Consider the following 17,731-nt stretch of genomic DNA (forward strand, 5'->3'; position numbering starts at 1 on the left):
GTTCTCCTAGGCTTCGCACGCGTTCGGGGCCGGGTTGTTCACCAGGCGCTCGAGCGTCGCGCGATCCAATAATTCGGTGTCCAGTTTGATATATACGGCCGCCTCGTCGGCGACCACCACTGCATCGGTTACTCCAACGACGGCCTTCAGACGCTCGGTCAGGCCAGCCTCACGAATCGCCTCGGGCGATAAGGGCAAGCGCAGGCTCGTCACATAGGGAGGTTCGCGCATGGTAACAGCAAAGGCTAGCCAAAGTGCAGCCAGCGCGGCACATCCCAGGAACACAACCGACAAACCGCCATGCTGGAACAACCAGCCGCCGAGAATCCCGCCCAACGCCGAACCCAGGAATTGGCTGGTGGAGTAGACCCCCATCGCCGTGCCCTTGCCCCCCGCCGGTGAAACCTTGCTGATCAGCGACGGCAGTGACGCCTCCAGCAGATTGAACGCGGTGAAGAACACCACCGTGCCGATCACCAGGGCCCGCAGGCTATCGCCGAACTGCCAGAAGAATAGCTCAGTGAGCATCAGCGTCAGGACGGCGCCGAGCAAAACTCGTTTCATTTTGCGTCGCTTCTCGCCATAGATGATGAACGGGATCATGGCGAAGAACGAAATCAGCAGCGCAGTCAGGTAGACCCACCAGTGCTGTTCCTTGGGCAGGCCGGCCTTCTCGACCAGCGCCAGCGGCAAGGCCACGAAGCTGGACATCAGCATGGCGTGAAGCACGAAAATGCCCAGGTCCAGGCGCAACAGGTCCGGGTGCTTGAGCGTCGGGATCAGCGCTTGGCGCGCCACCCCGGACTCACGGTGCTGCAACGGCCCGGTGGAGTGCGGCACCATGAACGCCACGATCAGGATGCCCACCAACGCCATGGCACCGGTCGCCAGGAACAGCCCCGACAAGCCAAAGGCACGGGTCAGCAACGGTCCTACGACCATGGCGACAGCGAACGACAGACCGATGGTCATGCCGATCATGGCCATGGCCTTGGTCCGATGTTGTTCACGGGTCAAGTCTGACAACAGCGCCATGACGGCGGCGGAAATAGCCCCCGCACCTTGCAGGATTCGTCCGGCGATCACGCCCCAGATCGAATCGGCATTGGCCGCCAACACGCTGCCCAGGGCGAAGACGATCAGCCCCAGGTAAATCACGGGACGTCGCCCGATGCGGTCGGAAATGACCCCGAACGGAATCTGGAAAATCGCCTGGGTCAGGCCGTAAGCGCCAATCGCCAACCCGATGAGGGCCGGGGTCGCGCCCGCCAAGTCCATGCCATAGGTCGCCAGCACCGGCAACACCATGAACATGCCCAGCATACGGAAGGCGAACACCAGGGCCAGACCGCTTGCCGCGCGGGTCTCACCACTACTCATGCGTTCGCTGTGGGGATCGTGCATGGAAAAACCTCATGTGAACCGGCGGCGATTCTACCAGTCCCATCGATTGAGGGGGTATATGGCGACCGTTTGCCGCGCAGTCTTCATGTATGGCTGCAAACGCACTCTCAATAGTGTGCATCCATCCAGTATTTGCCCGTATACTCCTACGTTTTCGACGCCCGCCGAGCGAGGCCACTTTGGACAAGATCCTGATTCGTGGGGCCCGTACCCACAACCTGAAGAACATCGACCTGACCCTGCCACGGGACAAACTGATCGTCATCACCGGCCTGTCCGGATCCGGCAAATCATCCCTGGCTTTCGACACCCTGTACGCCGAAGGCCAGCGACGCTATGTCGAATCGCTGTCGGCCTATGCCCGGCAGTTCCTGTCGATGATGGAAAAACCTGACGTCGACACCATCGAAGGCCTGTCGCCGGCCATCTCCATCGAACAGAAATCCACCTCCCATAACCCACGGTCGACGGTGGGCACCATCACCGAGATCTACGACTACCTGCGCCTGCTGTATGCGCGAGTCGGTATCCCCCGCTGCCCCGACCACGACATTCCCCTGGAAGCCCAGACCGTCAGCCAGATGGTCGACCTGGTGCTTGCCCAGCCGGAAGGCAGCAAGCTGATGCTGCTGGCGCCGGTGATTCGCGAGCGCAAGGGCGAACACCTGATGGTCTTCGAAGAGCTGCGCGCCCAGGGTTTCGTGCGGGCCCGGGTCAACGGCAAGCTGTGCGAGCTGGACGAACTGCCGAAGTTGGATAAACAGAAGAAGCATTCGATCGATGTCGTGGTCGACCGCTTCAAGGTCCGTGCCGACCTGCAACAGCGGTTGGCCGAGTCCTTCGAGACCGCCCTGAAACTGGCCGACGGCATTGCCCTGGTGGCACCGATGGACGACGAGCCCGGGGAGGAAATCATCTTCTCCGCGCGCTTTGCCTGCCCGATCTGCGGCCACGCCATCAGCGAGCTGGAACCCAAGCTGTTCTCCTTCAACAACCCGGCCGGCGCCTGCCCGACCTGCGATGGGCTGGGGGTCAAGCAGTTCTTCGACACCAAGCGCCTGGTCAATGGCGAGCTGACCCTGGCCGAAGGTGCTATTCGCGGCTGGGACAGGCGCAACGTCTATTACTTCCAGATGCTCGGGTCGCTGGCGGCCCACTACAAGTTCAGCCTGGACAAGCCATTCAACGAGTTACCCGCCGATCAGCAGAAATTCATCCTGCACGGCAGCGGCTCGCAGAATGTCGATTTCAAATACCTGAACGACCGCGGCGATATCGTCAAGCGCTCCCACCCGTTCGAAGGCATCGTGCCGAACCTGGAGCGGCGCTACCGCGAGACCGAATCGGCCAGCGTGCGCGAAGAGCTGGCGAAGTTCCTCAGCACCCAGCCCTGCCCTGACTGCCGCGGCACTCGCCTGCGTCGCGAGGCGCGGCATGTGTGGGTCGGCGAGAAGACTTTGCCGGCGGTGACCAACCTGCCGATTGGCGACGCTACCGATTACTTCGGCGGCTTGAAGCTCACCGGTCGTCGTGGCGAAATCGCCGACAAGATCCTCAAGGAAATCCGCGAACGCCTGCAGTTCCTGGTGAACGTCGGCCTGGATTACCTGACCCTTGATCGCAGCGCAGACACTTTGTCCGGCGGCGAAGCCCAGCGTATCCGCCTTGCAAGCCAGATCGGCGCCGGCCTGGTGGGAGTGATGTACATCCTCGACGAGCCGTCCATCGGCCTGCACCAACGGGACAACGACCGACTGCTCGGGACCCTGAAGCATCTGCGGGACATCGGCAACACGGTGATCGTGGTCGAACACGACGAAGACGCGATTCGCCTGGCGGATTACGTGGTGGACATCGGCCCGGGCGCGGGCGTGCATGGCGGGCATATCGTTGCCCAGGGCACTGCCGCCGAAGTCATGGCGCACCCCGATTCCCTGACCGGCAAATACCTGTCGGGCCGGGTGAAGATCAAGGTTCCGGCCAAGCGCACGCCACGCAACAAGAAGCTGTCGCTGACCCTCAAGGGCGCCCGTGGCAACAACTTGCGCAACGTCGACCTGGAAATCCCGATCGGCCTGCTGACCTGCGTCACCGGCGTGTCCGGCTCTGGCAAATCGACGCTGATCAACAACACCCTGTTCCCGCTCAGCGCCACGGCCCTGAACGGCGCCACCACCCTGGAAGCGGCCGCCCACGACAGCATCAAGGGCCTGGAGCACCTGGACAAGGTGGTCGACATCGACCAGAGCCCAATCGGTCGTACGCCGCGCTCCAACCCGGCGACCTATACCGGGTTGTTCACGCCGATCCGCGAACTGTTCGCCGGCGTGCCGGAGTCTCGCTCCCGGGGCTACGGTCCGGGGCGGTTCTCCTTCAACGTCAAGGGCGGGCGTTGCGAAGCCTGCCAGGGCGATGGCCTGATCAAGGTGGAAATGCACTTTCTGCCGGATATCTACGTGCCGTGCGACGTGTGCAAGAGCAAGCGCTACAACCGCGAAACCCTGGAGATCAAATACAAGGGCAAGAACATCCACGAAACCCTCGAGATGACCATCGAGGAAGCGCGGGTGTTCTTCGACGCGGTACCCGCGCTGGCGCGCAAGCTCCAGACGTTGATGGATGTGGGCCTGTCGTATATCAAGCTGGGGCAGTCGGCGACGACGTTGTCCGGCGGTGAAGCCCAGCGGGTCAAGTTGTCCCGCGAGCTGTCCAAGCGCGACACCGGCAAGACCCTGTACATCCTCGACGAGCCGACCACAGGCCTGCACTTCGCCGATATCCAGCAATTGCTCGACGTGCTGCATCGCCTGCGGGACCACGGCAACACCGTGGTGGTGATCGAGCACAACCTGGACGTCATCAAGACCGCTGACTGGCTGGTGGACCTGGGACCGGAAGGCGGCTCCAAGGGTGGCCAGATCATCGCCGTAGGGACACCCGAGCAAGTGGCCGAGATGAAGCAATCCTATACCGGCTACTACCTCAAACCGTTGCTGGAGCGTGATCGGGACTGATTTCACCCGAGCACGAAAAAGCCCCTGTCATCTCGTCGATGACAGGGGCTTTTGCTTTTCTTCTGTGGGAGCGAGCTTGCTCGCTCCCACAATTATCGCGATTAGAACTGTGATTGCAGGTAGTTTTCCAGGCCAATCAACTTGATCAGACCCAACTGCTTCTCGAGCCAGTAGGTGTGGTCTTCTTCAGTGTCGTTGAGTTGGATACGCAGGATCTCGCGGGTCACGTAGTCGTTGTGCTGCTCGCAAAGTTCGATGCCTTTGCATAGGGCAGCGCGCACCTTGTATTCCAGGCGCAAGTCGGCGGCGAGCATATCGGGCACGGTGGTGCCGATGTCCAAGTCATCCGGACGCATCCGCGGCGTGCCTTCGAGCATCAGGATCCGGCGCATCAATGCATCGGCGTGCTGGGCTTCTTCTTCCATCTCATGGTTGATACGTTCGTAGAGCTCGGTGAAACCCCAGTCCTCGTACATCCGCGAGTGGATGAAATATTGATCACGGGCTGCCAGTTCGCCTGTCAGCAACGTGTTGAGGTAATCGATTACATCTGGGTGACCTTGCATCGCCCTACATCTCCACAAGCTTTGAAGGCTCTAGTTTGAACCAACCTGACGAAGAGGTCACTCGCTCATCGCAATAAAAGCGAAGAAAATCCGAGAAAACCGGGCTAAAAAACGCAAAAACCGCCCAAATGAGGGCGGTTCTGCTTCTCGTTTAGACTTAGTTAAGCTGTACGTCCAACGCCTTTGCGATACCTTCTCCATAAGCGGCGTCCGCCTTGAAGAAATGCTGGAGCTGACGGTCAACGACATCCGCCGATACACCGGCCATCGCGCCGGCGATATTGTTGATCAGCAACGCTTTCTGCTCATCACTCATCAAACGGAACAGCGCACCGGCATGGGTGTAGTAGTCAGTGTCTTCGCGATGATCGTAACGATCAGCCGCGCCACTGAGAGCCAGGGCCGGCTCGGCATAGCGTGAAGCCTGTTTCGGCGCTTCCACGTAACTGTTCGGCTCATAGTTCGGTGCCGCACCGCCGTTGCTGCCAAACGCCATGGCACCATCACGCTGGTAGGTATTGACCGGGCTGCGCGGAGCATTCACCGGCAATTGCTGATGATTGGTCCCTACACGGTAGCGGTGCGCATCGGCATAGGCGAATACCCGGCCCTGCAGCATGCGATCCGGCGACAGACCAACGCCCGGCACCATGTTGCTCGGCCCGAACGCCGCCTGCTCGACCTCGGCAAAGTAGTTCAGCGGATTGCGGTTGAGTTCGAGTTCACCTACTTCAATCAACGGAAACTCTTTCTGCGACCAGGTCTTGGTCACGTCGAACGGGTTCTCGTAATGAGCCGCGGCCTGAGCCTCAGTCATGACCTGGATGCAGACACTCCATTTCGGGAAGTCACCTCGCTCGATCGCATTGAACAAGTCACGCTGGGCGTAATCCGGGTCGGTACCCGCCAGGCGTGCCGCTTCAGCCGGGGCGAGGTTCTTGATCCCTTGCTTGGTCTTGTAGTGCCATTTCACCCAATGACGTTCACCCTGTGCATTAATCAGGCTGTAGGTGTGGCTGCCGAAACCGTGCATGTGGCGGTAGCCGTCAGGAATGCCACGATCGGAGAACAGAATGGTGACCTGGTGCAGCGCCTCAGGCGAATGCGACCAGAAATCCCACATCGCCTGGGCGCTCTTCAGGTTGCTTTGCGGCAGACGTTTCTGGGTGTGGATGAAGTCCGGAAATTTCAATGGATCACGGATGAAGAACACCGGTGTGTTGTTGCCAACAATGTCCCAGTTGCCTTCCTCGGTGTAGAACTTCAGGGCGAAACCGCGCGGATCGCGTTCGGTGTCGGCAGAACCACGCTCACCACCCACAGTGGAAAACCGCAGGAACGTTGGGGTTTGCTTGCCGACTGAGTCAAACAATTTGGCGCTGGTGTACGGCGTGATATCCCGGGTGACGGTGAATGTTCCGTAAGCGCCCGAGCCTTTGGCGTGCACGCGGCGTTCAGGAATATTTTCGCGGTTGAAGTGAGCAAGCTTCTCGATCAGGTGAAAATCATCGAGCAACAGTGGGCCGCGCGGGCCGGCGGAGCGAGAGTTCTGGTTATCGGCGACAGGAGCGCCGCTGGCGGTCGTAAGCGTTTTGGTCTGGCTCATGCTCAATCTTCCTAGGTCGGTCTTCGAACTGCCGGCTAATCGGCTGGAAAGGAGTATTGATCATGTTAATGACAGTATCCAAATTCATTAAATCATGGGCATCGATAGTTATTATCTAATTTTGATGACTTGCCGATAGCGAGGCCTGACGAAACGGCCTCTTGCTTTTCTACCGGGCACAAAAAACCGGGCACTAGGCCCGGTTTTTTGTATGTTGCCGACTTACTCAGCGGATACAGCTTCACCGCTGGTAGCACGATCAACCAACTCGACGTACGCCATAGGCGCGTTGTCGCCAGCGCGGAAACCGCACTTGAGGATGCGCAGGTAGCCACCCTCACGGGTAGCGTAACGCTTGCCCAGGTCGTTGAAGAGCTTACCAACGATAGCTTTCGAACGCGTACGGTCGAAAGCCAGACGGCGGTTAGCCAGGCTATCTGTCTTGGCCAGAGTGATCAGCGGCTCAGCAACGCGACGCAGTTCTTTGGCTTTCGGCAGTGTAGTTTTGATCAGCTCGTGCTCGAACAGCGACACCGCCATGTTTTGGAACATGGCCTTGCGGTGCGAGCTGGTGCGGCTCAGGTGACGACCACTTTTACGATGACGCATGGTTCATTCCTTACCAAACACAACGTTCGGTGATTACGACGATCAGGCAGTCGCCTTGTCGTCCTTCTTAAGACTTGCAGGCGGCCAGTTGTCGAGGCGCATGCCGAGGGACAGACCGCGGGAGGCCAGAACGTCCTTGATTTCAGTCAAGGATTTCTTGCCAAGGTTCGGAGTCTTCAACAGCTCTACTTCGGTACGCTGAATCAGGTCACCGATGTAGTAGATGTTTTCCGCCTTAAGGCAGTTAGCCGAACGTACAGTCAGTTCCAGATCGTCAACCGGGCGAAGCAGGATCGGATCGATCTCGTCTTCCTGCTCAACAACCACTGGCTCACTGTCACCCTTAAGGTCGACGAACGCAGCCAACTGCTGTTGCAGGATGGTTGCAGCGCGGCGAATAGCCTCTTCAGGATCCAGGGTACCGTTGGTTTCCAGATCAATAACCAGCTTGTCCAGGTTGGTACGCTGCTCGACACGGGCGTTTTCCACCACGTATGCGATACGGCGAACCGGGCTGAACGAAGAGTCAAGCTGCAAGCGACCGATGCTGCGGCTTTCGTCTTCATCGCTCTGACGCGAGTCTGCCGGTTCATAACCACGACCACGAGCTACGGTGAGCTTCATGTTCAGGGCGCCGTTAGACGCCAGGTTAGCGATTACGTGATCGGGGTTAACGATCTCGACATCATGATCCAGCTGAATATCGGCAGCGGTAACCACCCCCGAACCCTTCTTCGACAAGGTCAGCGTAACTTCGTCACGACCGTGCAGCTTGATAGCCAGACCTTTCAGGTTCAACAGGATTTCAATTACGTCTTCCTGTACACCTTCGATGGCGCTGTACTCATGGAGCACACCGTCAATCTCGGCCTCGACTACTGCACAGCCGGGCATTGAGGACAACAGGATGCGGCGCAGCGCGTTGCCCAGGGTGTGGCCGAAACCACGCTCGAGAGGCTCGAGTGTGATCTTGGCGCGGGTTGGACTGACAACCTGCACATCAATATGGCGGGGTGTCAGGAACTCATTTACCGAAATCTGCATGGATGCACCTATTTTCTAGCCCTTACTTGGAGTAGAGCTCGACAATCAGGCTTTCGTTGATGTCGGCGGACAGATCACTGCGAGCAGGAACGTTTTTGAAAACGCCCGACTTCTTCTCAGTGTCTACTTCTACCCATTCTACGCGGCCACGTTGGGCACACAGATCGAGAGCTTGGACAATGCGAAGTTGGTTCTTTGCTTTCTCGCGAACAGCAACCACGTCACCAGCACGAACCTGGTAGGACGGAACGTTTACGGTCTGACCGTTAACGCTGATCGACTTGTGCGATACCAGCTGACGGGATTCGGCACGAGTAGAACCGAAACCCATACGGTATACAACGTTGTCCAAACGGCATTCGAGCAGCTGCAACAGGTTTTCGCCGGTTGCGCCTTTCTTGCCAGCAGCTTCTTTGTAGTAGCCGCTGAATTGACGCTCGAGAACGCCGTAGATACGACGGACCTTCTGCTTTTCACGCAGTTGGGTGCCGTAATCGGACTGGCGACCGCGGCGTTGGCCGTGGATACCAGGTGCTGCTTCAATGTTGCACTTCGATTCGATCGCGCGCACGCCGCTCTTCAGGAAGAGATCGGTGCCTTCGCGACGAGCGAGTTTGCATTTTGGACCAATGTAACGAGCCATTCTTTACAATCTCCTGGATTACACGCGGCGCTTCTTCGGCGGACGGCACCCGTTGTGCGGGATTGGCGTCACGTCGGTGATGCTGGCGATCTTGTAGCCACAGCCGTTCAAAGCGCGGACTGCGGATTCACGACCTGGACCTGGACCTTTGACGTTGACGTCGAGGTTTTTCAGGCCGTATTCCAGCGCAGCTTGACCAGCACGTTCAGCAGCTACTTGAGCGGCGAACGGGGTGGACTTGCGGGAACCGCGGAAACCCGAACCACCAGAGGTAGCCCAAGAGAGAGCGTTACCTTGACGGTCGGTAATGGTCACGATGGTGTTGTTAAAAGAAGCATGGATGTGGGCGATGCCATCAACCACTGTCTTTTTAACTTTTTTACGAGGACGAGCAGCAGGTTTTGCCATGATTAAATTCCTGTCGATTCGCTGGGGCGATTACTTGCGGATCGGCTTACGCGGACCTTTACGGGTACGCGCGTTGGTCTTGGTACGCTGACCGCGTACTGGAAGACCACGACGATGACGCAGACCGCGATAGCAACCGAGGTCCATCAAGCGCTTGATTTTCATGTTGATTTCGCGACGCAGGTCACCTTCAGTGGTGAACTTCGCCACTTCGCCACGCAGCTGTTCAATCTGCTCGTCGCTCAGATCTTTGATCTTTGCCGCTGGGTTGACCCCAGTCACTGCACAAATTTTCTGTGCAGTAGTGCGACCAACACCATAGATGTAGGTCAGCGAGATAACAGTATGCTTGTTATCTGGAATGTTAACGCCTGCAATACGGGCCATTCAGTGGGACTCCAATTGACAGCTACCTACGCCCCGGAAGCCAAGAAATAGGGCGCGAGATAATATCGCTGTAATAACAAATAATCAACCCGGCAGCGCACTAGCTGCCGGGCTTAAAGCACAATCACACTCAGCCTTGGCGCTGTTTGTGACGCGGTTCCGCGCTGCAAATTACCCGAACAACACCTTCGCGGCGAATAATCTTGCAGTTACGGCACAGCTTTTTCACCGATGCACGAACTTTCATCACCAACTCCTCGAACCTTATGGACGCTACTCAGCGCAACATGCCGCTGCCGTAGCCCTTCAGGTTGGCTTTCTTCATCAGGGATTCGTACTGGTGCGAAACGAGGTGCGATTGTACTTGGGACATGAAGTCCATCACAACCACGACCACGATCAGCAACGAGGTCCCGCCAAGGTAGAACGGTACGTTTGCCGCAACCACCAGGAACTGGGGCAACAGACAGACGGCCGTCATGTAAAGAGCACCGAACATGGTCAAGCGAGTCAGAACGCCATCAATGTAGCGCGCAGACTGCTCACCTGGACGGATGCCCGGAATAAAGGCACCGGACTTCTTCAGGTTTTCCGCTACGTCTTTCGGATTGAACATCAACGCCGTATAGAAGAAGCAGAAGAAAATAATCCCTGCACTAAACAGCAGAATATTCAACGGCTGACCAGGAGCGATCGACTGCGAGATGTCCTGCAACCAGCCCATACCTTCAGACTGGCCGAACCAGGCACCCAACGAAGCCGGGAACAGCAGAATGCTGCTCGCGAAAATAGCCGGAATGACGCCGGCCATGTTCACCTTCAACGGCAAGTGGCTAGTCTGCGCAGCAAACACCTTACGGCCCTGCTGACGCTTGGCGTAGTGAACAGCAATACGCCGCTGACCACGCTCAATGAACACCACGAAACCGATAATCGCTACTGCCAGCAAACCGATGGCAACCAGGGCGAAAATGTTGATATCACCCTGACGCGCAGACTCGAAAGACTGCCCGATCGCTCTCGGAAGACCGGCGACGATACCTGCGAAGATCAACATCGAGATACCGTTGCCAACACCACGCTCAGTAATCTGCTCACCCAGCCACATCATGAACATCGCGCCTGCCACAAATGTGGTTACCGCAACGAAATAGAAGCTAAAGTCCGCAGTGAACGAAACACCCTGCCCCGCCAGGCCAATGGACATGCCAATGGCTTGAACGAGAGCGAGGATGACAGTGCCGTAGCGGGTGTACTGGCTGATCTTGCGACGGCCAGCTTCACCTTCCTTCTTCAACTGCTCCAGCTGCGGGCTGACGGCGGTCATCAACTGCATGATGATCGATGCCGAAATGTACGGCATGATCCCCAGTGCAAAGATGCTCATCCGCTCCAGCGCGCCGCCGGAAAACATGTTGAACAAGCTAAGAATGGTCCCCTCATTCTGTCGAAACAGGTCCGCGAGTCGGTCCGGGTTGATACCTGGAACCGGGATGTGTGCGCCTATTCGGTAGACGATAATCGCCAGGAACAGAAAACGCAGACGAGCCCAGAGTTCAGACATACCGCCTTTGCCGAGCGCAGAGAGAGCACCTTGCTTAGCCATTTATTCCTCGAACTTGCCGCCAGCTGCTTCGATAGCCGCACGCGCACCTTTGGTGGCGCCGATTCCCTTTCCGATGGTGACAGCACGAGCAACTTCGCCCGACAGCATGATTTTCACACGCTGTACGTTCTGGTTGATCACGTTGGCATCCTTCAGGGACTGCACGGTGACGATGTCGCCATCCACTTTAGCCAGCTCGGACAGACGCACTTCTGCGCGATCCATGGCCTTCAGGGAAACGAAACCGAACTTCGGCAGACGACGATGCAGCGGCTGTTGACCGCCTTCAAAGCCTGGAGCAATGGTGCCACCGGAGCGGGAGGTCTGACCTTTGTGGCCACGGCCACCGGTCTTGCCCAAACCACTACCGATACCACGGCCCGGACGATGCTTTTCGCGACGGGAACCCGGCGCTGGACTCAGATCATTGAGTTTCATCGATTAACCCTCGACACGCAGCATGTAGTAAGCCTTGTTGATCATCCCGCGATTCTCGGGAGTATCCTGGACTTCTACAGTGTGACCGATGCGACGCAGACCCAGACCCTTAACGCACAGTTTGTGGTTAGGGATGCGGCCGGTCATGCTTTTGATCAGCGTAACTTTTACGGTAGCCATGATCAGAAGATCTCCTTGACGCTTTTGCCACGCTTGGCGGCAATGGATTCAGGAGACTGCATTGCTTTCAAACCCTTGAAAGTGGCGTGAACCACGTTTACCGGGTTAGTCGAGCCGTAGCACTTGGCCAGAACGTTCTGAACGCCAGCAACTTCGAGGACAGCACGCATAGCGCCGCCAGCGATGATACCGGTACCTTCAGAAGCAGGCTGCATGTACACCTTCGAAGCGCCATGGGCAGACTTCATTGCGTACTGCAGAGTGGTGCCGTTCAGATCAACTTGGATCATGTTGCGGCGAGCAGCTTCCATTGCCTTCTGGATCGCAGCAGGCACTTCACGCGACTTGCCACGGCCGAAGCCAACGCGCCCCTTACCATCACCTACCACGGTCAACGCGGTGAAGGTGAAGATACGGCCGCCTTTAACGGTTTTGGCTACGCGGTTAACTTGAACCAGCTTCTCAATGTAGCCTTCGTCGCGCTTTTGGTCGTTATTTGACATAACTTAGAACTCCAGCCCAGCTTCACGAGCAGCATCAGCCAGCGCCTTGACGCGGCCGTGGTACTTGAAGCCAGAGCGGTCGAAAGCCACCTGCGAGACGCCAGCGGCTTTTGCACGCGTAGCGACCAGCTGGCCAACCTTAGTGGCCGCGTCGATGTTGCCAGTGGCACCATCACGCAGTTCTTTATCCAAAGTCGAGGCACTTGCCAGGACTTTGTTGCCGTCGGCCGAAATGACCTGGGCGTAGATGTGCTGCGACGAGCGGAACACGCAGAGACGCACGACTTCGAGTTCGTGCATTTTCAGGCGTGCTTTGCGAGCGCGACGCAGTCGAGTAACTTTTTTGTCGGTCATTTGCTATGCCCTACTTCTTCTTGGCTTCTTTACGACGGACGACTTCGTCCGCGTAGCGCACACCTTTGCCTTTGTACGGCTCTGGTGGACGGAAGTCGCGGATCTCGGCGGCCACTTGACCTACCAGCTGCTTATCGATGCCCTTGATCAGGATATCGGTCTGGCTAGGAGTCTCAGCGGTGATGCCTTCCGGCAGTTCATAATCCACTGGGTGCGAGAAGCCAAGAGCCAGGTTCAGCACTGTGCCTTTTGCTTGCGCTTTGTAACCAACACCGACCAGCTGGAGCTTGCGCTCGAAGCCTTGGCTTACGCCTTGGACCATGTTGTTTACCAACGCACGAGTGGTACCAGCCATTGCGCGAGTCTGTTGATCGCCATTGCGAGCAGCGAAACGCAGCTCACCAGCTTCTTCAACGATCTCAACGGACGAATGGATGTTCAGTTGCAGAGTGCCCTTGGCACCCTTCACCGAAAGCTGTTGGCCTGCGAATTTGACTTCGACACCGGCTGGCAGCTTAACGGGGTTCTTAGCGACGCGTGACATGCTTATCCCCCCTTAGAACACAGTGCAAAGAACTTCGCCGCCGACACCGGCAGCGCGCGCAGCACGATCCGTCATCACACCTTTGTTGGTGGAGACGATAGACACACCGAGACCGCCACGAACTTTTGGCAGATCATCGACGGACTTGTACTGACGCAGGCCTGGACGGCTAACGCGCTTCACTTCCTCGATGACCGGACGGCCTTCGAAGTACTTCAGCTCGATGGACAGCAGTGGCTTGATTTCGCTGCTGATCTGATAACCCGCAATGTAACCTTCGTCCTTCAGGACTTTGGCAACAGCTACCTTCAACGTAGAAGATGGCATGCTTACGACGGACTTTTCAGCCATCTGGGCATTACGGATACGAGTTAGCATGTCCGCTAACGGGTCCTGCATACTCATGGGCTAGACGCTCCTAATACACAAAAAATTAGCCTTGCGGCTAGTACGTGTCGCCGAGTGCATCCGCGCAAAAAAAGCACGGGCTCAGGCGAGCCGGGTATTCTAGACACACCCCACAAATGAATCAAGCCCCATGAGGGGCTTGATTCAAGTTCAAGGTCACCGGTGGTCAGGATCTTGCGACCCTGCACACCGAGACTTCGATCGTGCTTACCAGCTGGCTTTAACCAGACCTGGAACGTCACCACGCATTGCAGCTTGACGCAGCATGTTACGGCCAAGGCCGAACTTGCGGTACACGCCGTGCGGACGACCAGTCAGGCGGCAGCGGTTACGCATGCGCGAAGCGCTTGCGTCACGTGGCTGCTTCTGCAGTGCTACGGTAGCTTCCCAACGTGCTTCTGGACTTGCGTTCAGATCAACGATGATAGCTTTCAGCGCTGCACGCTTGGTGGCGTACTTGGCAACGGTGAGCTGACGCTTCAGCTCACGGTTTTTCATGCTCTTCTTGGCCATTTTCCTACTCCAATCAGTTGCGGAACGGGAATTTGAAAGCGCGCAGCAGTGCGCGACCTTCGTCATCCGTCCGAGCAGTGGTGGTCAGGGTAATGTCCAGACCGCGGAGAGCGTCAATCTTGTCGTAATCGATTTCCGGGAAAATGATCTGCTCTTTAACGCCCATGCTGTAGTTACCACGACCATCGAAGGACTTGGCATTCAGGCCGCGGAAGTCGCGAACCCGAGGCAGGGAGATCGACAGCAGACGATCCAGGAACTCGTACATACGCTCACGGCGCAGGGTCACTTTGACGCCGATCGGCCAACCTTCACGGACTTTAAAGCCAGCGATGGATTTCCGAGCGTAAGTCACAACGACTTTCTGACCGGTGATCTTTTCCAGGTCAGCAACAGCGTGCTCGATGACTTTTTTGTCACCGATCGCTTCGCCCAGACCCATGTTCAGGGTGATTTTGGTAACGCGCGGAACTTCCATCACGTTCGAAAGCTTAAGTTCTTCCTTAAGTTTCGGTGCGATTTCCTTCCGGTAAATCTCTTTTAGTCGTGCCATGGTCTTCTACCTAGCAGTGTTCAAGCATCAACCGCTTTTTGGGTCGACTTGAAGACACGAATTTTCTTACCGTCTTCTACTTTGAAACCAACGCGATCAGCCTTGTTGGTTTCGCCGTTGAAAATGGCGACGTTAGAAGCGTGCAGTGGCGCTTCTTTCTCGACGATACCGCCCTGTACGCCCGACATCGGGTTAGGCTTGGTATGACGCTTGACCAGGTTCAGACCACCAACAACCAGACGGTTGTCAGCAAGAACCTTCAGCACCTTACCGCGCTTACCTTTGTCTTTGCCGGCGATCACGATGATCTCGTCGTCACGACGAATCTTTTGCATGTCGGATCTCCTTACAGCACTTCTGGGGCGAGCGAGACGATCTTCATGAACTTCTCAGTACGAAGTTCACGGGTCACTGGCCCAAAGATACGGGTGCCGATCGGCTCTTGCTTGTTGTTCAGAAGAACAGCAGCGTTGCCATCAAAGCGGATAATGGAGCCATCTGCACGGCGAACGCCGTGACGAGTGCGGACTACAACAGCAGTCATCACTTGGCCTTTTTTCACCTTACCGCGAGGAATTGCTTCCTTCACGGTAACTTTGATGATGTCACCAATACCAGCGTAACGACGATGGGAGCCACCCAGCACCTTGATGCACATAACGCGGCGAGCGCCGCTGTTATCGGCCACATCGAGCATGGATTGAGTCTGAATCATATAATTTCTCCGACCCCTAGTCCTTAGACTTCCACAGCGCGTTCGAGAACATCAACCAGCGCCCAAGACTTGGTCTTGGCCAAAGGACGAGTTTCACGAATAGTGACTTTGTCGCCGATGTGGCACTGATTGGTTTCGTCGTGCGCGTGCAGCTTAGTCGAACGCTTAACGTATTTACCGTAGATCGGGTGCTTAACGCGACGCTCGATCAGAACGGTGATGGTTTTGTCCATCTTGTCGCTGACAACACGGCCAGTCAGCGTACGGACAGTTTTTTCGGCTTCAGCCATGATTACTTACCTGCCTGCTGGTTGAGCACAGTTTTCACGCGAGCGATGTCACGCTTAACTTGCGAGAGCAGATGAGACTGCCCCAACTGGCCAGTTGCTTTCTGCATACGCAGATTGAACTGGTCGCGCAGCAGGCCGAGCAGTTGCTCGTTCAGCTGCTGTGCTGATTTTTCACGAAGTTCATTCGCTTTCATCACATCACCGTCCGTTTAACAAAGGCGGTGGCGAGCGGCAGCTTTGCAGCAGCCAGGGCAAAAGCCTCACGCGCCAGCTCTTCAGTTACACCCTCGATTTCATACAGGACTTTGCCTGGCTGAATCTGGGCAACCCAGTATTCGACGTTACCCTTACCTTTACCCATCCGAACTTCGAGTGGCTTCTTGGAAATAGGCTTGTCCGGGAATACACGGATCCAGATCTTGCCGCCACGTTTTACGTGACGGGTCAGAGCACGACGCGCTGACTCGATCTGACGAGCGGTGAGACGACCACGAGCAACAGACTTCAGCGCGAACTCGCCGAAGCTGACTTTGCTACCGCGCAATGCCAGGCCACGGTTGTGACCGGTCATCTGCTTGCGGAACTTCGTACGCTTTGGTTGCAACATTTGGCGTACCCCTTACTTAGCAGCTTTTTTACGAGGCGCTGGTGCTTGTGGTTTCAGCTCTTCTTGGCGACCACCAATTACTTCGCCTTTGAAGATCCAAACCTTTACACCGATCACACCATAGGTGGTGTGAGCTTCGTAGTTGGCATAGTCGATGTCGGCACGCAGGGTGTGCAGTGGCACACGACCTTCGCGATACCATTCAGTACGTGCGATTTCAGCACCGCCGAGACGACCGCTCACTTGGATTTTGATGCCTTTGGCACCAATGCGCATTGCGTTCTGTACAGCGCGCTTCATAGCGCGACGGAACATTACGCGACGCTCCAGCTGCTGAGCTACGCTCTGCGCAACCAGCATACCGTCGAGCTCCGGCTTACGGATCTCTTCGATATTGATGTGCACAGGCACACCCATTTGCTTGGTCAGGTCCTGACGCAGTTTCTCAACATCTTCACCTTTCTTCCCGATAACGATACCTGGGCGAGCGGTGTGGATGGTGATACGTGCAGTCTGAGCCGGACGATGGATATCGATACGGCTTACGGACGCGCTTTTTAGTTTGTCTTGGAGATACTCACGCACCTTCAGATCAGCGAACAAATAGTCCGCATAAGTCCGACCGTCTGCGTACCAGACGGAGGTGTGCTCCTTGACGATTCCCAGGCGAATGCCAATGGGATGTACTTTCTGACCCATCTCTTCGACTCCGTTACTTGTCAGCAACCTTGACAGTGATATGGCAAGACCGCTTGACGATGCGATCAGCACGGCCTTTGGCACGCGGCATGATACGCTTCAGCGAACGCCCTTCGTTGACGAAAACGGTGCTGACTTTCAGGTCATCAACGTCTGCGCCTTCGTTATGCTCGGCGTTGGCTACGGCCGACTCCAGCACTTTTTTCATGATCTCGGCGGCTTTCTTACTGCTGAAAGCCAACAGGTTGAGCGCTTCGCCCACCTTCTTCCCGCGGATCTGGTCGGCGACCAAGCGGGCTTTCTGGGCGGAGATTCGAGCGCCCGACAACTTAGCGGCTACTTCCATTTCCTAACCCCTTAACGCTTGGCTTTCTTGTCAGCCACGTGCCCACGGTATGTGCGGGTACCGGCAAACTCGCCCAGTTTGTGGCCGACCATGTCTTCGTTCACGAGAACTGGGACGTGCTGGCGACCGTTGTGTACTGCGATGGTCAAACCGACCATTTGTGGCAGGATCATCGAACGACGCGACCAGGTCTTAACTGGTTTGCGATCATTCTTTTCCGCCGCCACTTCGATCTTCTTCAGTAGGTGAAGATCAATAAAAGGACCTTTTTTCAGAGAACGTGGCACTGTCGTA

General features: G+C 56.7%; 27 protein-coding genes. 1 reads left to right on the plus strand and 26 read right to left on the minus strand.

The features are described 5' to 3' along the window. Positions 1-6: 6 nt before the first annotated feature. Positions 7-1,404 carry an MFS transporter gene (locus tag CD58_RS25520; protein ID WP_025215749.1) on the minus strand — a complete coding sequence of 466 codons (1,398 nt, stop codon included), beginning with the start codon at positions 1,402-1,404 and terminating at the stop codon, positions 7-9. A gap of 179 nt (positions 1,405-1,583) precedes the next feature. On the opposite strand from CD58_RS25520, the gene uvrA reads away from it, so the two are divergent. Further along, a complete protein-coding gene (gene uvrA, locus CD58_RS25525; RefSeq protein WP_025215750.1) occupies positions 1,584-4,418 on the plus strand; it encodes an excinuclease ABC subunit UvrA in 2,835 nt (944 codons plus the stop codon). A 101-nt stretch (positions 4,419-4,519) separates the two neighbouring features. Here the strand turns inward: uvrA and bfr are convergent, their stop codons facing one another. From bfr to rpsS, 25 genes are all read right to left on the minus strand, one after another. Continuing rightward, positions 4,520-4,984 carry a bacterioferritin gene (gene bfr / locus CD58_RS25530; protein ID WP_025215751.1) on the minus strand — a complete coding sequence of 155 codons (465 nt, stop codon included), beginning with the start codon at positions 4,982-4,984 and terminating at the stop codon, positions 4,520-4,522. A gap of 157 nt (positions 4,985-5,141) precedes the next feature. Continuing rightward, the gene (locus tag CD58_RS25535) at positions 5,142-6,590 is read right to left on the minus strand and encodes a catalase (RefSeq protein WP_025215752.1); all 1,449 of its coding nucleotides are present in this window, start codon (positions 6,588-6,590) and stop codon (positions 5,142-5,144) included. A 222-nt stretch (positions 6,591-6,812) separates the two neighbouring features. Further along, the gene (rplQ, locus tag CD58_RS25540) at positions 6,813-7,199 is read right to left on the minus strand and encodes a 50S ribosomal protein L17 (protein ID WP_003186009.1); all 387 of its coding nucleotides are present in this window, start codon (positions 7,197-7,199) and stop codon (positions 6,813-6,815) included. Between the two features lie 42 nt (positions 7,200-7,241). Continuing rightward, positions 7,242-8,243: a DNA-directed RNA polymerase subunit alpha gene (locus CD58_RS25545; RefSeq protein WP_003186012.1), complete on the minus strand. Its 1,002-nt coding sequence runs from the start codon at positions 8,241-8,243 to the stop codon at positions 7,242-7,244. 22 nt (positions 8,244-8,265) lie between these two features. Further along, positions 8,266-8,886, minus strand: a complete 621-nt coding sequence (gene rpsD / locus CD58_RS25550) for a 30S ribosomal protein S4 (protein ID WP_003176404.1) — start codon at positions 8,884-8,886, stop codon at positions 8,266-8,268. A gap of 18 nt (positions 8,887-8,904) precedes the next feature. Next, positions 8,905-9,294, minus strand: a complete 390-nt coding sequence (rpsK, locus tag CD58_RS25555; protein ID WP_002555466.1) for a 30S ribosomal protein S11 — start codon at positions 9,292-9,294, stop codon at positions 8,905-8,907. 30 nt (positions 9,295-9,324) lie between these two features. After that, complete coding sequence (gene rpsM / locus CD58_RS25560) at positions 9,325-9,681, minus strand: 30S ribosomal protein S13 (protein ID WP_003186020.1); 357 nt, start codon at positions 9,679-9,681, stop codon at positions 9,325-9,327. Positions 9,682-9,811: 130 nt separating this feature from the next. Further along, positions 9,812-9,928: a 50S ribosomal protein L36 gene (gene rpmJ / locus CD58_RS29610; RefSeq protein WP_002555468.1), complete on the minus strand. Its 117-nt coding sequence runs from the start codon at positions 9,926-9,928 to the stop codon at positions 9,812-9,814. A gap of 30 nt (positions 9,929-9,958) precedes the next feature. Beyond that, positions 9,959-11,287, minus strand: a complete 1,329-nt coding sequence (secY, locus tag CD58_RS25565; RefSeq protein ID WP_025215753.1) for a preprotein translocase subunit SecY — start codon at positions 11,285-11,287, stop codon at positions 9,959-9,961. Next, positions 11,288-11,725, minus strand: coding sequence for a 50S ribosomal protein L15 (gene rplO, locus CD58_RS25570; protein ID WP_003186032.1), 438 nt, complete (start codon positions 11,723-11,725; stop codon positions 11,288-11,290). Positions 11,726-11,728: 3 nt separating this feature from the next. Then, complete coding sequence (gene rpmD, locus CD58_RS25575; protein WP_003176408.1) at positions 11,729-11,905, minus strand: 50S ribosomal protein L30; 177 nt, start codon at positions 11,903-11,905, stop codon at positions 11,729-11,731. Between the two features lie 2 nt (positions 11,906-11,907). Further along, a complete protein-coding gene (gene rpsE, locus CD58_RS25580) occupies positions 11,908-12,408 on the minus strand; it encodes a 30S ribosomal protein S5 (RefSeq protein WP_003186035.1) in 501 nt (166 codons plus the stop codon). A 3-nt stretch (positions 12,409-12,411) separates the two neighbouring features. Continuing rightward, positions 12,412-12,762 (minus strand): 50S ribosomal protein L18, encoded by a 351-nt coding sequence (gene rplR, locus CD58_RS25585; RefSeq protein WP_003186037.1) that lies wholly within the window; start codon positions 12,760-12,762, stop codon positions 12,412-12,414. 10 nt (positions 12,763-12,772) lie between these two features. Beyond that, entirely contained in the window at positions 12,773-13,306 is a 534-nt protein-coding gene (gene rplF, locus CD58_RS25590) for a 50S ribosomal protein L6 (RefSeq protein ID WP_003186039.1), read from the minus strand. 12 nt (positions 13,307-13,318) lie between these two features. Then, positions 13,319-13,711 (minus strand): 30S ribosomal protein S8, encoded by a 393-nt coding sequence (gene rpsH / locus CD58_RS25595; RefSeq protein ID WP_003186040.1) that lies wholly within the window; start codon positions 13,709-13,711, stop codon positions 13,319-13,321. Between the two features lie 210 nt (positions 13,712-13,921). Then, positions 13,922-14,227, minus strand: coding sequence for a 30S ribosomal protein S14 (rpsN, locus tag CD58_RS25600; RefSeq protein ID WP_003186042.1), 306 nt, complete (start codon positions 14,225-14,227; stop codon positions 13,922-13,924). Positions 14,228-14,240: 13 nt separating this feature from the next. Next, positions 14,241-14,780: a 50S ribosomal protein L5 gene (gene rplE, locus CD58_RS25605; RefSeq protein ID WP_003186044.1), complete on the minus strand. Its 540-nt coding sequence runs from the start codon at positions 14,778-14,780 to the stop codon at positions 14,241-14,243. A 20-nt stretch (positions 14,781-14,800) separates the two neighbouring features. Next, positions 14,801-15,115 carry a 50S ribosomal protein L24 gene (gene rplX / locus CD58_RS25610; protein ID WP_003186046.1) on the minus strand — a complete coding sequence of 105 codons (315 nt, stop codon included), beginning with the start codon at positions 15,113-15,115 and terminating at the stop codon, positions 14,801-14,803. A gap of 11 nt (positions 15,116-15,126) precedes the next feature. Then, entirely contained in the window at positions 15,127-15,495 is a 369-nt protein-coding gene (rplN, locus tag CD58_RS25615; protein WP_002555479.1) for a 50S ribosomal protein L14, read from the minus strand. A 23-nt stretch (positions 15,496-15,518) separates the two neighbouring features. Next, positions 15,519-15,785 carry a 30S ribosomal protein S17 gene (gene rpsQ / locus CD58_RS25620; protein ID WP_003176419.1) on the minus strand — a complete coding sequence of 89 codons (267 nt, stop codon included), beginning with the start codon at positions 15,783-15,785 and terminating at the stop codon, positions 15,519-15,521. A 2-nt stretch (positions 15,786-15,787) separates the two neighbouring features. After that, a complete protein-coding gene (rpmC, locus tag CD58_RS25625) occupies positions 15,788-15,979 on the minus strand; it encodes a 50S ribosomal protein L29 (RefSeq protein WP_002555481.1) in 192 nt (63 codons plus the stop codon). Further along, on the minus strand, positions 15,979-16,392 hold the full coding sequence (gene rplP / locus CD58_RS25630) for a 50S ribosomal protein L16 (protein WP_025215754.1): 414 nt from the start codon (positions 16,390-16,392) through the stop codon (positions 15,979-15,981). Before rplP ends, rpmC begins: the two co-directional genes overlap by 1 nt. 12 nt (positions 16,393-16,404) lie before the next feature. Beyond that, positions 16,405-17,091, minus strand: coding sequence for a 30S ribosomal protein S3 (rpsC, locus tag CD58_RS25635; protein WP_003176422.1), 687 nt, complete (start codon positions 17,089-17,091; stop codon positions 16,405-16,407). Between the two features lie 13 nt (positions 17,092-17,104). Beyond that, positions 17,105-17,437 carry a 50S ribosomal protein L22 gene (gene rplV, locus CD58_RS25640; RefSeq protein WP_003103908.1) on the minus strand — a complete coding sequence of 111 codons (333 nt, stop codon included), beginning with the start codon at positions 17,435-17,437 and terminating at the stop codon, positions 17,105-17,107. A gap of 11 nt (positions 17,438-17,448) precedes the next feature. After that, on the minus strand, positions 17,449-17,724 hold the full coding sequence (gene rpsS / locus CD58_RS25645) for a 30S ribosomal protein S19 (protein WP_002555486.1): 276 nt from the start codon (positions 17,722-17,724) through the stop codon (positions 17,449-17,451). Positions 17,725-17,731 lie beyond the last annotated feature (7 nt).

It is taken from the genome of Pseudomonas brassicacearum (assembly GCF_000585995.1).
GTDB lineage: Bacteria > Pseudomonadota > Gammaproteobacteria > Pseudomonadales > Pseudomonadaceae > Aquipseudomonas > Aquipseudomonas brassicacearum_A.

Excerpts from the sequence above, each read along its gene's own strand:
- CD58_RS25520 (WP_025215749.1), bottom strand. The coding sequence starts at position 1,404 with ATGCACGATCCCCACAGCGAACGCATGAGTAGTGGTGAGACCCGCGCG.
- bfr (WP_025215751.1), bottom strand. The coding sequence starts at position 4,984 with ATGCAAGGTCACCCAGATGTAATCGATTACCTCAACACGTTGCTGACA.
- CD58_RS25535 (WP_025215752.1), bottom strand. The coding sequence starts at position 6,590 with ATGAGCCAGACCAAAACGCTTACGACCGCCAGCGGCGCTCCTGTCGCC.
- rplQ (WP_003186009.1), bottom strand. The coding sequence starts at position 7,199 with ATGCGTCATCGTAAAAGTGGTCGTCACCTGAGCCGCACCAGCTCGCAC.
- CD58_RS25545 (WP_003186012.1), bottom strand. The coding sequence starts at position 8,243 with ATGCAGATTTCGGTAAATGAGTTCCTGACACCCCGCCATATTGATGTG.
- rpsD (WP_003176404.1), bottom strand. The coding sequence starts at position 8,886 with ATGGCTCGTTACATTGGTCCAAAATGCAAACTCGCTCGTCGCGAAGGC.
- rpsK (WP_002555466.1), bottom strand. The coding sequence starts at position 9,294 with ATGGCAAAACCTGCTGCTCGTCCTCGTAAAAAAGTTAAAAAGACAGTG.
- rpsM (WP_003186020.1), bottom strand. The coding sequence starts at position 9,681 with ATGGCCCGTATTGCAGGCGTTAACATTCCAGATAACAAGCATACTGTT.
- rpmJ (WP_002555468.1), bottom strand. The coding sequence starts at position 9,928 with ATGAAAGTTCGTGCATCGGTGAAAAAGCTGTGCCGTAACTGCAAGATT.
- secY (WP_025215753.1), bottom strand. The coding sequence starts at position 11,287 with ATGGCTAAGCAAGGTGCTCTCTCTGCGCTCGGCAAAGGCGGTATGTCT.
- rplO (WP_003186032.1), bottom strand. The coding sequence starts at position 11,725 with ATGAAACTCAATGATCTGAGTCCAGCGCCGGGTTCCCGTCGCGAAAAG.
- rpmD (WP_003176408.1), bottom strand. The coding sequence starts at position 11,905 with ATGGCTACCGTAAAAGTTACGCTGATCAAAAGCATGACCGGCCGCATC.
- rpsE (WP_003186035.1), bottom strand. The coding sequence starts at position 12,408 with ATGTCAAATAACGACCAAAAGCGCGACGAAGGCTACATTGAGAAGCTG.
- rplR (WP_003186037.1), bottom strand. The coding sequence starts at position 12,762 with ATGACCGACAAAAAAGTTACTCGACTGCGTCGCGCTCGCAAAGCACGC.
- rplF (WP_003186039.1), bottom strand. The coding sequence starts at position 13,306 with ATGTCACGCGTCGCTAAGAACCCCGTTAAGCTGCCAGCCGGTGTCGAA.
- rpsH (WP_003186040.1), bottom strand. The coding sequence starts at position 13,711 with ATGAGTATGCAGGACCCGTTAGCGGACATGCTAACTCGTATCCGTAAT.
- rpsN (WP_003186042.1), bottom strand. The coding sequence starts at position 14,227 with ATGGCCAAGAAGAGCATGAAAAACCGTGAGCTGAAGCGTCAGCTCACC.
- rplE (WP_003186044.1), bottom strand. The coding sequence starts at position 14,780 with ATGGCACGACTAAAAGAGATTTACCGGAAGGAAATCGCACCGAAACTT.
- rplX (WP_003186046.1), bottom strand. The coding sequence starts at position 15,115 with ATGCAAAAGATTCGTCGTGACGACGAGATCATCGTGATCGCCGGCAAA.
- rplN (WP_002555479.1), bottom strand. The coding sequence starts at position 15,495 with ATGATTCAGACTCAATCCATGCTCGATGTGGCCGATAACAGCGGCGCT.
- rpsQ (WP_003176419.1), bottom strand. The coding sequence starts at position 15,785 with ATGGCTGAAGCCGAAAAAACTGTCCGTACGCTGACTGGCCGTGTTGTC.
- rpmC (WP_002555481.1), bottom strand. The coding sequence starts at position 15,979 with ATGAAAGCGAATGAACTTCGTGAAAAATCAGCACAGCAGCTGAACGAG.
- rplP (WP_025215754.1), bottom strand. The coding sequence starts at position 16,392 with ATGTTGCAACCAAAGCGTACGAAGTTCCGCAAGCAGATGACCGGTCAC.
- rpsC (WP_003176422.1), bottom strand. The coding sequence starts at position 17,091 with ATGGGTCAGAAAGTACATCCCATTGGCATTCGCCTGGGAATCGTCAAG.
- rplV (WP_003103908.1), bottom strand. The coding sequence starts at position 17,437 with ATGGAAGTAGCCGCTAAGTTGTCGGGCGCTCGAATCTCCGCCCAGAAA.